The organism is Psychrobacter sp. FME6 (assembly GCF_014861365.1).
Classification (GTDB): domain Bacteria; phylum Pseudomonadota; class Gammaproteobacteria; order Pseudomonadales; family Moraxellaceae; genus Psychrobacter.
The window spans coordinates 1-13,927 of the sequence record NZ_RRYW01000081.1 but is presented as its reverse complement, the minus strand read 5'-3'; the positions used below and the strand labels follow the sequence as shown (position 1 = coordinate 13,927).

The window sequence follows — 13,927 nt, the reverse complement described above, 5'->3', positions numbered from 1 at the left end:
ATAGACAGTATATAGCGTTAGACCCTATGACAGCATGAATAATGTCCATTACACCCTTCTATGATATTAAAGCGTGCCTTTACTTTAAATAATAGTGATAAGGATGAGATAAACTGCATGCAGTCAAACCCAAAAAATTTACACCCATAGCGCATTATAATATTTGCACTTGTTTTATTAGGGCTGACTAGGGCGTGTTTTCCAGCGTACTATAGTCAGTGAGAAGTAATATCGCTACATCACGTACTGCAGGTACCGTTTTTTCTTGCTTGCTGTGCCTACGCAGACAGAGGCTGCAAAAAAAACTATACCCGCAGTATCGTAGCGTTTTTAAAGTATTTTAACTATATTCTTTTAGATAACCCCACCATGTTTTTTACTTTTTTGCACACACAAAAAAGCCAGCGACTTAGGCTGGCTTTTTTATTATTACTCTAGAGTTTAGCTGAGCGATTAATTATCTTGATTAAGCTCTTGGGCAAAGGCTTCATCAAAGCTCGCAAAGTCTTTGCTGTCAGTACTTGCCGTCATATCAAAGGCTGCATTCAAGTCTTTATCTTGTAGCTTCTGATCCGCTTTGTCTTTACGGGCTTTATGATAAGCAAGACCCGTACCAGCAGGAATCAAGCGACCAACGACCACGTTTTCTTTCAGACCACGTAGCTCATCGACTTTACCAGTAACCGCAGCAGCCGTTAGGACACGTGTGGTTTCTTGGAAAGAGGCAGCTGAGATAAAGCTTTCCGTTGCCAAGCTGGCTTTGGTGATACCAAGTAGTTGACGCTCGTACTTCACTGGGAATTTGTCTTCTGCTTCCAGTTTAGCGTTCAACGCTTTAATATCAGCATACTCTACCTGATCGCCCTTAAAGTGGCTTGAATCGCCGCCGTCAGTAATTTCAACTTTACGCAACATCTGACGGATAATAACCTCGATGTGTTTATCGTTGATTTTTACACCCTGCAAGCGATATACGTCTTGTACTTCGTTGACGATATAATCAGCAAGCGCGGTTTGTCCTTTTAGACGCAGGATATCGTGCGGGTTCTGTGGACCGTCCGCAATCACCTCACCGCGTGCAACTGTCTCGTTTTCAAAGACGTTGATTTGACGCCATTTCGGGATCAGCTCTTCATGAACCTCACCGTCTTCATTAGTGATGATGAAGCGGTTTTTGCCTTTGGTCTCTTTACCAAAGCTCACCACACCTGTCATTTCTGCCATGATGGCATGATCTTTCGGACGACGTGCCTCGAACAAATCAGCAACACGTGGTAGACCACCGGTAATATCTTTGGTACCTGAAGACGCTTGTGGTACACGGCCTAGAATCGAACCTGCGGCGACTTTTTCACCATCGCTAACACGAATAATGGTTTCAGCGGGCAAGAAGTAAACCACTTCCTTACCTTCATCTGTATTCAAGACAATCGCAGGACGTAAATCCTTCGCTGAGCTTGAACGGTCACGCGTGGCTAGAATCTCAAACGAGCTCATACCAGTTGCATCATCGACTTTAACCGTCGCTGTCGAACCATCAACGATATCACTAAAGCGTGCTGTACCAGCAAATTCTGTGATAATAGGATGCGTGTGCGGATCCCATTTAGCGATGGTTTGACCGCCTTCGACCTGCTCTTCGTTTTTCACTAGAACGCTAGAACCGTAAGGAACTTTATAGCGCTCACGCTCACGACCCAGCTCATCGGTCAACGCTAGCTCAGCTGAACGCGATACGATAACCAAATGGCCATCGACATGCTCAACTGTTTTCATGTTTTCAAAGTGTACTTGACCAGCATTACGTGCCGAAATACTGTTGTCCACAGACGCTGAGCTTGCAGCCCCGCCGACGTGGAAAGTACGCATCGTCAACTGAGTACCAGGCTCACCGATAGACTGCGCAGCCATGACACCAACTGACTCACCGATGTTCACTTTATGACCACGAGCAAGGTCACGACCATAACACTGCGAACAAACGCCATGCTCAACATCACAAGTAATGACTGAACGTACCCAGATGTCATCAATCGCGTTGTTATCAAGGATGTTAACCCAATGCTCATCGATCAAAGTACCGGCTGGAATCAAGATTTTATCTGCATCATCATTATAAGCGACATCACGCGCCGTGACACGACCAAGCACTAGCTCTCCCAGCTTCTCGATGATTTCACCACCTTGAATGTGTGGTTTCATGAGCAAGCCTTGCTCGGTACCACAGTCATCACTGGTAATAACCAAATCTTGCGCCACGTCAACCAAACGACGAGTCAAGTAACCCGAGTTAGCGGTTTTCAGTGCCGTATCTGCTAGACCTTTACGCGCACCGTGAGTTGAGATGAAGTACTGAAGTACGGTCAAACCTTCACGGAAGTTGGCTTTAATCGGTGTTTCAATGATTGAGCCATCCGGTTTTGCCATCAAGCCACGCATACCTGCTAACTGACGAATCTGTGCGGCACTACCACGAGCACCAGAATCTGACATGATATAGATAGAGTTAAAGGATTTTTGTTCTTCCTCCTCCCCTTTTGCGTTAATCATTTTATCAGTGGCTAAGTTGTCCATCATCGCTTTCGCGACTTTATCATTGGTACGTGACCAGATATCGACAACTTTGTTATAACGCTCACCAGCTGTGACGAAGCCTTGCTCAAATTGATCTTCAATCTCGCGAACTTCTGACTCTGCTGTCTCAATGATTTGCACTTTGCTCGGTGGAATGACCATGTCATCGATACCAATAGACACACCTGATAGAGTGGCCTGAGCAAAACCAAGATACATCAATTGGTCAGCAAACATAACACTGTCTTTAACGCCTACTTTACGATAGCAAGAGTTAATCAAACGTGAGATGTTTTTCTTGGTCATTTCTTGGTTACATTCATCAAACGACATACCTTTAGGCATGACGTTCCAAATAAGTAAACGACCAGCAACCGTTTCTTTTAAGCTAATTTCTTTGGTTTCGTTACCATCTTCGTCAATATGTGTCTCGGTCACACGTACTTTAATTTTAGCGTTTACATGCAAATCGTTTGAACCAATCGCACGTAAGGCTTCATTGACGGTGGCGAATATCATGCCCTCACCTTTGGCATTGATTGACGAGCGGCTGATATAGTACAAGCCCAATACCACATCCTGTGACGGTACGATAATTGGATCGCCGTTGGCAGGTGACAAGATATTGTTGGTCGACATCATCAGCGCACGTGATTCCAGCTGGGCCTCTAACGTTAATGGCACGTGAACGGCCATTTGGTCACCATCAAAGTCAGCGTTGAACGCGGTACAAACCAGAGGGTGAAGCTGGATAGCTTTACCTTCAATCAATACTGGCTCAAATGCTTGTAGACCCAAACGGTGAAGTGTTGGTGCACGGTTAAGTAATACTGGATGCTCACGGATAACCATGGCCAGCATGTCCCAAACTTGTGGCTCTTCACGCTCTACCATCTTTTTGGCAGCTTTAATCGTCGTTGCCAAACCATGAGATAATAGTTTGTTATAAGTAAATGGCTTGAATAGCTCGAGTGCCATTTTCTTCGGTAAACCGCACTGATGCAGACGTAGCGTTGGACCAACAACGATGACCGAACGACCAGAATAGTCAACACGCTTACCAAGTAAGTTTTGACGGAAACGACCTTGCTTACCTTTGATCATATCAGCCAAAGATTTCAATGGACGCTTATTACTACCCGTAATCGCACGACCGCGACGACCGTTATCTAATAACGCATCAACTGATTCTTGCAACATACGTTTTTCGTTACGTACGATGATATCAGGGGCGCTTAGCTCTAATAGACGCTTTAGACGGTTGTTACGGTTGATCACGCGGCGATATAAATCGTTAAGATCTGAAGTCGCAAAACGACCACCTTCTAGCGGTACTAGCGGGCGCAAATCTGGTGGTAGTACTGGTAAAATATTCATTACCATCCACTCAGGCTTGTTATTAGAATCACGGAATGCTTCTAATAATTTTAGACGCTTAGACATCTTTTTAAGCTTAGTCTCAGAACCCGTCTGTGGAATCGCTTCACGCAGCTCATCGATTTCAAGGTCTAAGTCGATATCTTTTAACAAATCCTGAACCGCTTCAGCACCCATTTTGGCGGTGAATTCATCGCCAAACTCTTCAAGCGCTTTGTAATAGTCTTCGTCATCAAGCAGCTGATATCTCTCAAGACTGGTCAAACCAGGCTCAGTCACGATATAGCTTTCAAAATATAGCACACGCTCAATATCACGAAGCGTCATGTCTAGCAATAGACCAATGCGGCTTGGCAGTGATTTTAAGAACCAAATATGCGCTACAGGACTGGCTAGGTCGATATGACCCATACGATCACGACGGACTTTAGCAGTAGTGACTTCAACGCCACATTTTTCACAGATAACGCCCTGGAATTTACGGCGTTTGTATTTACCACACAGACATTCAAAATCTTTTACAGGTCCAAAGATTTTGGCACAAAATAGTCCATCACGTTCAGGTTTGAACGTACGATAGTTAATGGTTTCAGGCTTTTTTACTTCGCCATGTGACCACGATTTAATCACGTCAGGTGCGGCTAACGTGATTTGAATGCTATCAAACTCTTGATTACCGTTGCCGGTAGGGCTTTGCATGATATCGAGTAAATCTTTCAAGTTGCTTCTCCGTTATCTTTATAATCATCTGATAGCGTGTGATTGACGCATATAAGATGAATGAAGGCAATGAATAGGGTTGAGACAAATTACCAAAAACAGCAGCAATAAGCGTGCTGCTTTTGGTCAATAACTAAGGTTGTAATCAATTATGCTGCGTTGCTTAATTATTAATTACATTAGTGGCTTTGTTTTAACTCAATATTAATACCCAGTGATTTGATTTCTTTGGTCAGTACGTTAAACGATTCAGGCATACCTGGATCCATATACTGCTCACCATCGACGATGTTTTTGTACATACGGGTACGGCCTTCAACGTCATCCGACTTCACCGTCAGCATTTCTTGTAGCGTATAAGTCGCGCCATAAGCTTCTAGTGCCCACACTTCCATCTCACCGAAACGCTGACCACCAAATTGCGCTTTACCACCGAGCGGCTGCTGCGTGACTAGTGAGTAAGAGCCAGTCGAGCGCGCATGCATTTTGTCATCAACCAAGTGGTTGAGTTTGAGCATATACATGTAGCCAACCGTCACTTTACGGTCAAATTTCTGACCGGTACGGCCGTCATACAATGTCTGCTGACCATCACGATCCATACCTGCAAGCTCTAGCAAGTCTTTGACCTGATGCTCATGTGCGCCATCAAATACCGCCGTGCCCATGGGAACACCGCCGCGTAAGTTAGCCGATAGTGCCATGATGTCATCATCGCTTAAGCTATCAAGATCAACTTGTTCGCCGCCAACTTTGTTATAGATTTTATCTAAGAACTCACGTAACTCTTTGATGGCGGCTTGCGCTTTTAGCATGCCGTCAATCTTTTCACCCAAGCCTTTCGCCGCCATCCCTAAATGCGTCTCTAGAACCTGACCGATGTTCATACGCGATGGTACACCAAGCGGATTCAGTACGATGTCGACGGTATTGCCGTGTTCATCATAAGGCATATCTTCAACTGGCATGATGCGCGATACCACACCTTTGTTACCATGACGACCCGCCATTTTATCACCAGGCTGAATACGACGCTTAACCGCTAGATAGACCTTAACGATTTTTTGTACGCCATGTTGTAAGTCATCACCAGCCGTTAATTTGCGTTTTTTCTCAGCAAATTTCACATCGATGTCTTTTTGCTTATCAACTAAATAATCAGCGATTTGCGTTAGACGCTCAGAGATTTCTTCTTCAACTGGCTGGATATCAAGCAAAGTCTCAAGGCTCATATCTTTCATATCAGCCAATGCCATCACCGTACCAGCTTTTAGACCAGAACCGCCGCTGACTTTTTGGCCATCTAAAAGATTACCAATACGTCCACGAGCTGCTTCTTCAAAGATACGTAGCTCTTCTTTTAAATCTTTACGATAGCTATCGAGCTGTAATTTTTCGATGGCACGGGCGCGCGCATCTTTTTCAACACCGTCACGGGTAAAGACTTGTACGTCGATAACCGTACCTTTGCTTGATATTGGTACACGTAGCGACGTGTCTTTAACATCAGCAGCTTTTTCGCCAAAGATAGCCCGTAGTAGTTTCTCTTCTGGTGTTAGTTGGGTCTCACCTTTTGGTGTGACTTTACCGACTAAGATATCACCAGCATCCACTTCAGCACCAATATAAACGATACCTGCTTCATCAAGGCTAGAAAGTGCGGCTTCACCAACGTTTGGAATATCGCCAGTGATTTCTTCAGTACCTAACTTGGTATCACGCGCCACACAAGTCAATTCTTGAATATGAATGGTAGTGAAACGATCTTCTTTCACCACTTTCTCAGATAACAAGATCGAATCTTCGAAGTTATAACCATTCCAAGGCATAAAGGCGATGCGAATGTTTTGACCCAATGCTAGCTCACCAAGATCCGTTGATGGACCATCGGCTAAGATATCACCAAAGGCAATCTCATCGCCTTGGTTAACGATGATGCGTTGGTTAATACAAGTGTTTTGGTTTGAGCGTGTGTATTTGATCAAGTTATAAATATCGATACCCGCTTCACCAGCGACCATTTCATCTTCATTAACACGAACGACAATGCGTGATGCATCAACGTCTTCAATCACACCGCCACGCTTAGCAACCACACAAACACCAGAGTCACGCGCAACGTGACGCTCCATGCCTGTACCAACTAACGGCTTATCAGCACGTAGCGTTGGAACCGCTTGACGTTGCATGTTTGAGCCCATCAAGGCACGGTTAGCATCATCATGCTCTAGGAACGGAATTAGACCTGCTGCTACCGATACCACCTGACTTGGCGACACATCCATATGCGTCACTTTTTCTGGTGGCATACGCACGAATTCACCATAGCTACGCACACTGACCATCTCATCAGACAGCGCACCATCTTCAGTCATTGGCGAGTCGGCTTGTGCAATCACAGTGCCCACTTCTTCAATCGCTGATAGATACTCAATGATATCCGTAACTTTACCGTCAACCACACGGCGATACGGCGTTTCTAAGAAGCCAAAGCTGTTGGTCTTAGCAAAAGTCGCTAGTGAGTTAATAAGGCCAATGTTTGGACCTTCAGGAGTCTCAATCGGACATACACGACCATAATGGGTATCATGTACGTCACGTACTTCAAAGCCTGCACGCTCACGGGTCAGACCACCAGGTCCTAGTGCTGATACACGGCGTTTATGCGTCACTTCTGACAATGGATTGTTTTGATCCATAAACTGTGACAACTGGCTTGAACCAAAGAATTCTTTAACCGCAGCCGCTACAGGCTTGGAGTTAATCAAGTCTTGTGGTGACAAGTTATCAGATTCAGCTGAGCTTAAACGCTCTTTAACGGCACGCTCAACACGCACTAGGCCAACACGGAATTGGTTTTCTGCCATCTCGCCTACTGAGCGAATACGGCGGTTACCTAAATGGTCAATATCATCGACTTCGCCGCGACCATTACGGATTTCAACCAGCTCTTTAAGCACATTAACGATATCGTCATTGGTCAATACACTACGTTCGCGCTGAATATCAGGGTTATCAGTGTTGTCAAATTCAAGACCTAAACGGCGGTTGAATTTCATACGACCGACATTCGATAAGTCATAACGATCAGCGTTAAAGAACATGCTTTCAAATAGTTTTTCAGCAGTTTCAACCGTTGGTGGCTCACCTGGACGCATAACTTTATAAATCTCAATCAATGCTTCTTCACGGCTTGAAGTGCTATCAGCGCGTAGCGTATCGGCAATATAACTGCCTTGATCGATATCGTTAGTGAATAGAATACTGAATTCTTTGATAGATTCACTGGCTTCAAACGCACTTAATTTAACCAATAGTTCATGGTCAATTAGGGTGTTGGCTTTAGCGATTACTTCATCGTTAACCACGATATCTTCAGCTAAAATACGCTCATATAGATATTCGTCAGGTATAGCAATCTTGGTCATACCCGCTTCTTCAAGCTGACGGATACGGCGCGCATTAATACGTTTGCCCTGCTCTACGATGACGTCACCTTTTGGTGATACGATATCAAACTGAGCCATCTCACCACGCAGGCGATCGGCAACCAAATCAATCTCGAACTGCTCTTCACCTTTATAAACGGCTACTTTGTCAAAGAACAAATCTAAGATTTCAGAAGTGGTTAAACCTAAAGCACGTAAAATAATAGACGCCAGTAGTTTACGACGACGGTCAATACGAGCAAAAACCAAATCTTTGGCATCAAACTCAAAGTCTAACCATGAGCCACGGTAAGGAATGATACGGGCGTTATAAAGCACCTTACCACTCGAATGCGACTTACCTTTATCATGGTCAAAGAACACACCAGGTGAACGATGTAGCTGAGAAACGATAACACGCTCAGTACCATTGATAATAAAAGTACCGTTTGCCGTCATCAATGGCATCTCACCCATATAGACGCTTTGCTCACGGATGTCTTTAATCGCCGCTTTGCTGTCTTTATCTTTGCTGTCTTTGTCTTTGATGATCAGACGAATTTTGACACGCATAGGCGCAGCAAACGTTGAGCCACGTAAGATACACTCACGCTCATCAAATTCAGGCGTTCCTAAATAATATTCAACGAATTGCAGCTCTGCGTTACCAGAGTGACTCTCAATTGGGAAAATAGAGGAATACGCAGCTTGCAAACCAGTATTCTCACGAGCTTTTGGCTTTTTGTGCTCTTGCAAAAATTGCTCATAAGAATCTACTTGGATAGACAGTAAATAGGGAATGTCCATCACAGTGGGCAATTCAGCAAAACTTTTGCGAATACGCTTTTTTTCAGTATAAGAATATGCCATCGAGAGTCCTTACAGTAAACGTGGAAACAAATTAAAAGCGTGGCTGGCGTGCATAAATACTATACAAACCTAGCAACGTAAACGATAATATAAAATAAGTGTTGGTGTTCAACTCATATCTTTGTGTCAATTACTACTTCATTAATCAGTGCTTACTTAGCGCACTTCATTCGATCTTGTCATCGTCATCTAAGTCAATCTATATGACCATCCAAACCAAGAAATTCAATATCATACTGTTTGTAAAATGTCACCCTGAGGGCTTATTTTACTAATATTGTCGCACAGAGATAGTTTTTGTTAATATTTCATCTAAACCACTCACTAAGCGAGCTGCTATCAAAACCAATATCGTCGCTGATATCTACTGTCTACAAGCTTATAAACCGACAGTAAAACCATGCTAGATAACTTATTGAACCGTTTTCAGATTGAACCGTTTTCAGAATAATAATAACTGGGATAACTATAAATTTCAGAATCAGTAACATTCAGAATCAGTATAAACTATAGTGTTAATAGGAAAGTATGCAGACACAAAAAAATGCCAAACATCTATGGACGTTTAGCTTATATTAACTGATTTCAAAAACTAGCATGTGTGCTTGCATGTATATCGTCTGTCCTTTTGATGGGTATCCACCGCTTATGATACGACTATTGGCAGACACAAAAGGTCAAGCTACGAATTATAGTAAAAAAAAGCTGGCAATGCAAGGCATTACCAGCTTTTTTTGTACAGCGTTAAACTTATTTTAGTTCAACAGTTGCACCAACTTCTTCAAGTTTCTTTTTCAACTCTTCAGCTTCAGCTTTAGTTGCGCCTTCTTTGATTGGAGCTGGAGCGCTTTCAACCAAATCTTTCGCTTCTTTTAGGCCAAGACCAGTCGCTTCACGAACGGCTTTAATTACGCCAACTTTCTTCTCGCCAAAGCTGGCAAGAACAACGTCAAATTCGTCTTTTTCTTCAGCAGCAGGACCTTCAGCAGCAGCAGCAGGTGCAGCAGCAGCTACAGCAGCAGTTACGCCGAACTTTTCTTCCATGTCGCTGATTAATTCAACGATATCCATTACTGACATTTCAGCGATTGCGTTTAACACATCATCTTTAGATAGTGCCATGAGAACTCTCCGTTATCTGATAAAAATTAATTGATTTTAATATCGCTTTGATTGCTTGCCAAATTTTCAAATAGTGTTGACAATAAAGTGCAATCAGCGATGTCAAAGTTACGTTAAAACAAGCAATTAAGCAGCTTCTTTTGCGTCTTTGATTGCTGCAACAGTGCGAACGAACTTGCCAGGAACTGCGTTCATAGTCTGGACAAGCTTGGTCACTGGTGCGTTCATAGTAGCCATCAAGATAGAGATTGCTTCGTCGCGAGTTGGTAGCTTCGATACGCGCTCTAGCTCTTCTGGACCATAAACCACACCACCAACTGATACCAATTTGGTCTCTAAAGCCTTGGTTTCTTTGCTGAAGTCGAAAACGACTCTAGCAGCAGAACCCAAGTCTTCCATAGAGAAAGCCAAAAGTAGTGGACCAGTCATACGGTCTGACATGCTCTCAAACTTAGTGCCTTCAAAAGCGCGTTTTGCTAGGGTATTTTTTACCACTTTCAAAACAACGCCTTTCTCACGGGCTTGTTCGCGCAGCTTAGTAAGCTTTGCAACACCAATACCATGATATTCGGCAGCTACTGCTGAGTAAGCATTAGCAGCAACTTCAGACACTTCAGCCACAACTTGTTGTTTTTGCTCTAGCGTTAATGCCATAAGTTGACTCCTTTAATCTTATCAATCAGCTGAGTATTTAATCACTTAAAACCTAAGTTTTCAATAATCAAACCACTCGCTTGGACTGACTTGATACGACACGTTATATGTAAACTTAATGAAGATAAAGTCTACGAATAACGACTGATTACGGCACCGTTATCAGAATGACATCAAGTGATAGGTTGCCCTATCGGCTCTTATCAACAACTGGGTGGGTCACCGTCTGCGTAGGACAACTAAGATTTTCATCTGTCGCCGATTAACAAAAGCAGCTTATTGTTATTAATAATAACTCAAAAGAGCCATTTCTAATCCTTCTAAACTGCTCTCTACCTACGGTCTTAGACAGCATAGCGTTTGCTACGCTGACCTAATTTTTAAAATAGTTTGTGCTTTTATTCAAAATCGTTAAATATTAAGCACGTATATAATTATTTAGCCATACGATATGGTACTGGATCAATGATCAGACCTGGACCCATCGTACTAGACAAGGTAATTTTCTTAATAAAAGTACCTTTAGAAGTAGCAGGTTTAGCACGCTTAAGGTCAGCAATTAGCGCTTGCGCATTTTGCATGACTTGTTCAGCGGTAAAGCCAACTTGACCGATAGTCGTGTGGATAATACCCGCTTTGTCAACACGATACTGTGCTTGACCAGCTTTAGCGTTAGTGACCGCTTCAGCAACGTTAGGCGTAACCGTACCGACTTTAGGGTTAGGCATTAGACCACGTGGGCCTAGGATTGTACCTAATTGACCAACAACACGCATTGCATCAGGAGCAGCAATAACGATGTCAAAGTCCATGTTACCAGCTTTGATTTCTTCTGCTAGGTCTTCAAAACCAACGATGTCAGCACCGGCTTCTTTAGCGGCTTCAGCAGCAGCGCCTTGAGCAAATACAGCAACGCGTTTGGTTTTACCAGTACCCGCAGGTAGGTTGGTAGCGCCACGTACGACTTGATCAGATTTACGTGGGTCAACGCCCAAGTTTACTGCGATATCAATAGACTCTTTGAATTTTAGCGCTGGCAAATCATTTAAGATTTGTACCGCTTCTTCAATGGTGTATTGCTTTTCGTGTACGATACGGCTTTGAATTTCTTTTTGACGTTTGGTTAGCTTAGACATTATACACCCTCCACGGTAATACCCATCGAACGGGCGGTGCCAGCAACAGTACGGACTGCAGCGTCAAGATCAGCAGCAGTTAGATCAGCGTCTTTAGTTTTGACGATTTCTTCTAATTGCTCACGTGTTACTTTACCGACTTTAGCCGTGTTTGGCGCACCAGAACCTTTAGTAATCCCAGCAGCTTTACGTAATAAGTACGCAGCTGGTGGTGATTTCATGATGAAGGTAAAAGACTTATCGCTGTATACAGTGATCTCAGTTGGAATCGGTAGACCCGGCTCTTGACTTGAGGTCGCAGCGTTAAACTCTTTACAGAACGCCATGATGTTCACGCCTTTTTGACCCAATGCTGGACCAATCGGTGGTGAAGGATTTGCTTTGCCTGCAGGCACTTGTAGTTTGATGTAACCATCAATCTTCTTAGCCATGATTTTCTCCTAAATGGGTAATAGCGCCAAATCAATGTGATATATAAATACCTGGTTGATTAACAGCTCCCCGGTTGATGAATACTGTGTCAATTAGTACCGTGTTAATTAATACCGCTATTTAGTCTAGTTTTTCAACTTTACTAAACTCAAGCTCGACCTGAGTCGGTCGATTAAATACGTTTACGGTTAAATGTAGCTTAGACTTCTCATAATCCACTTTTTCAACCAACCCTTTAAAGTCAGTGAATGGACCATCGATAACCAACAACTCTTCGCCGGGCTCAAATAAAGTCTTAGGACGTGGGTCGGTTTCAGTTTGATTGAGACGGTTCAAGATACGATCAGCTTCTACTTGGGTAATCGGTGCTGGCGTTTCTGGTGTCCCGCCAACAAAGCCCATAATACGTGGGCAATCTTTGACGATGTGCCAAGTGTTGTCGTTCATTTCCATCTGAATCAATACATAGCCTGGAAAGAACTTACGCTCACTTTTACGTTTTTTGCCGTCTTTCATTTCGACGACTTCTTCAGTAGGAACCAATACATCACCGAACGACTCAGCGAAGTCACTACGATTAATACGATCAGTTAATGAACGTTGTACTTGCTTTTCATATCCTGAAAACGCTTGGACAATATACCAACGCATATCACGCTCCTGATCATTAAAGTTAAGTCGTTGAAGTTAATTCGTTATAAGTAATTTTGGGTTAATACTCGCTAATACGCGACATTAACCAATAAAAATACCCACGAACCAATTAAAAAAGTTATCTAATAGCCAAACGATAAAACCAACAATCGCAATCATGACTATCGTTTGCCATGTGTATTGAAAGGTCTCGTCTTTGCCAGGCCATGTCACACGGCGTAATTCGACAGCAGCATCTTTTAATAGGGTTTTAAAGGCACTACCCTGATGCGTCATTGCCAAACAGACCAATGCAAACACAAAAAGTGCAACGATAATCGCAATACGTACCCATAAATCATTGGCAGGTTGCCAATAGCCGGGTAGATATTGATTGACTAACGTTGCACCGATTAAAACTGCTGCGGCTAATAGCCACAAAATCACATCTTTGATAGAGCCAGTCTTGGCAATTTCAACGGCAGATGTATTTGTCGCTGATACGTGCTTATCTTTAGACAGCATTCCACCAGCACCCGCCTTGGCATCAGATAACTTATTCTCGAGGTTATCTTGATTATTGCTCATAAAGAACTCGCTTCGGAGATGATGGAGGTACAACAAAGATATAATAAGAAGATGGCAGGCGATGTAGGACTCGAACCTACAACCCTCGGTTTTGGAGACCGATGCTCTACCAATTGAGCCAATCGCCTATGGGTGTTAAGGCTGATAATTATACAAGGTTTTAATGAGAATGCAAGTTTTAAGGCAATATTTAATTAGGTTAATTCAATTAATGATATTTTTAATGATAAACGCCCAAAACAACCGATATAAAATTGCTATGCTTGTTAAACCATATCAATACTATTTTGATAAACATATTTTTATAAAAGCTATTTTTCATCGCTGTATAGCTTAACAAAAAAAGCCACCCTCTCTCGAGAATGGCTTTTTAGCTAACTATTTAACGTCTAA

The 13,927-nt window shown here is 43.0% G+C and carries 8 protein-coding genes and 1 tRNA gene; all 9 read right to left on the bottom strand.

All coding sequences use genetic code 11. The features are described 5' to 3' along the window. Positions 1 to 453 precede the first annotated feature (453 nt). The 9 genes from rpoC to EI162_RS11005 all read right to left on the bottom strand — a co-directional run bounded on the left by rpoC (position 454) and on the right by EI162_RS11005 (position 13,662). Positions 454 to 4,671, bottom strand: a complete 4,218-nt coding sequence (gene rpoC, locus EI162_RS11045; RefSeq protein ID WP_192524406.1) for a DNA-directed RNA polymerase subunit beta' — start codon at positions 4,669 to 4,671, stop codon at positions 454 to 456. Between the two features lie 179 nt (positions 4,672 to 4,850). Further along, positions 4,851 to 8,969, bottom strand: coding sequence for a DNA-directed RNA polymerase subunit beta (rpoB, locus tag EI162_RS11040; RefSeq protein WP_192524405.1), 4,119 nt, complete (start codon positions 8,967 to 8,969; stop codon positions 4,851 to 4,853). Positions 8,970 to 9,719: 750 nt separating this feature from the next. Continuing rightward, positions 9,720 to 10,091 carry a 50S ribosomal protein L7/L12 gene (rplL, locus tag EI162_RS11035; RefSeq protein ID WP_192524404.1) on the bottom strand — a complete coding sequence of 124 codons (372 nt, stop codon included), beginning with the start codon at positions 10,089 to 10,091 and terminating at the stop codon, positions 9,720 to 9,722. A gap of 126 nt (positions 10,092 to 10,217) precedes the next feature. Beyond that, complete coding sequence (gene rplJ / locus EI162_RS11030; protein ID WP_192524403.1) at positions 10,218 to 10,745, bottom strand: 50S ribosomal protein L10; 528 nt, start codon at positions 10,743 to 10,745, stop codon at positions 10,218 to 10,220. A gap of 434 nt (positions 10,746 to 11,179) precedes the next feature. Further along, positions 11,180 to 11,881, bottom strand: coding sequence for a 50S ribosomal protein L1 (rplA, locus tag EI162_RS11025; RefSeq protein WP_192524402.1), 702 nt, complete (start codon positions 11,879 to 11,881; stop codon positions 11,180 to 11,182). Continuing rightward, the gene (gene rplK / locus EI162_RS11020; RefSeq protein WP_192524401.1) at positions 11,881 to 12,312 is read right to left on the bottom strand and encodes a 50S ribosomal protein L11; all 432 of its coding nucleotides are present in this window, start codon (positions 12,310 to 12,312) and stop codon (positions 11,881 to 11,883) included. The genes rplA and rplK overlap by 1 nt, the downstream gene beginning before the upstream one ends. 121 nt (positions 12,313 to 12,433) lie before the next feature. Then, positions 12,434 to 12,964 carry a transcription termination/antitermination protein NusG gene (gene nusG / locus EI162_RS11015; RefSeq protein WP_192524400.1) on the bottom strand — a complete coding sequence of 177 codons (531 nt, stop codon included), beginning with the start codon at positions 12,962 to 12,964 and terminating at the stop codon, positions 12,434 to 12,436. A gap of 84 nt (positions 12,965 to 13,048) precedes the next feature. Beyond that, the gene (gene secE / locus EI162_RS11010) at positions 13,049 to 13,534 is read right to left on the bottom strand and encodes a preprotein translocase subunit SecE (protein WP_192524399.1); all 486 of its coding nucleotides are present in this window, start codon (positions 13,532 to 13,534) and stop codon (positions 13,049 to 13,051) included. Between the two features lie 52 nt (positions 13,535 to 13,586). Further along, a tRNA-Trp gene (locus tag EI162_RS11005) sits at positions 13,587 to 13,662 on the bottom strand. Positions 13,663 to 13,927: the final 265 nt, after the last annotated feature.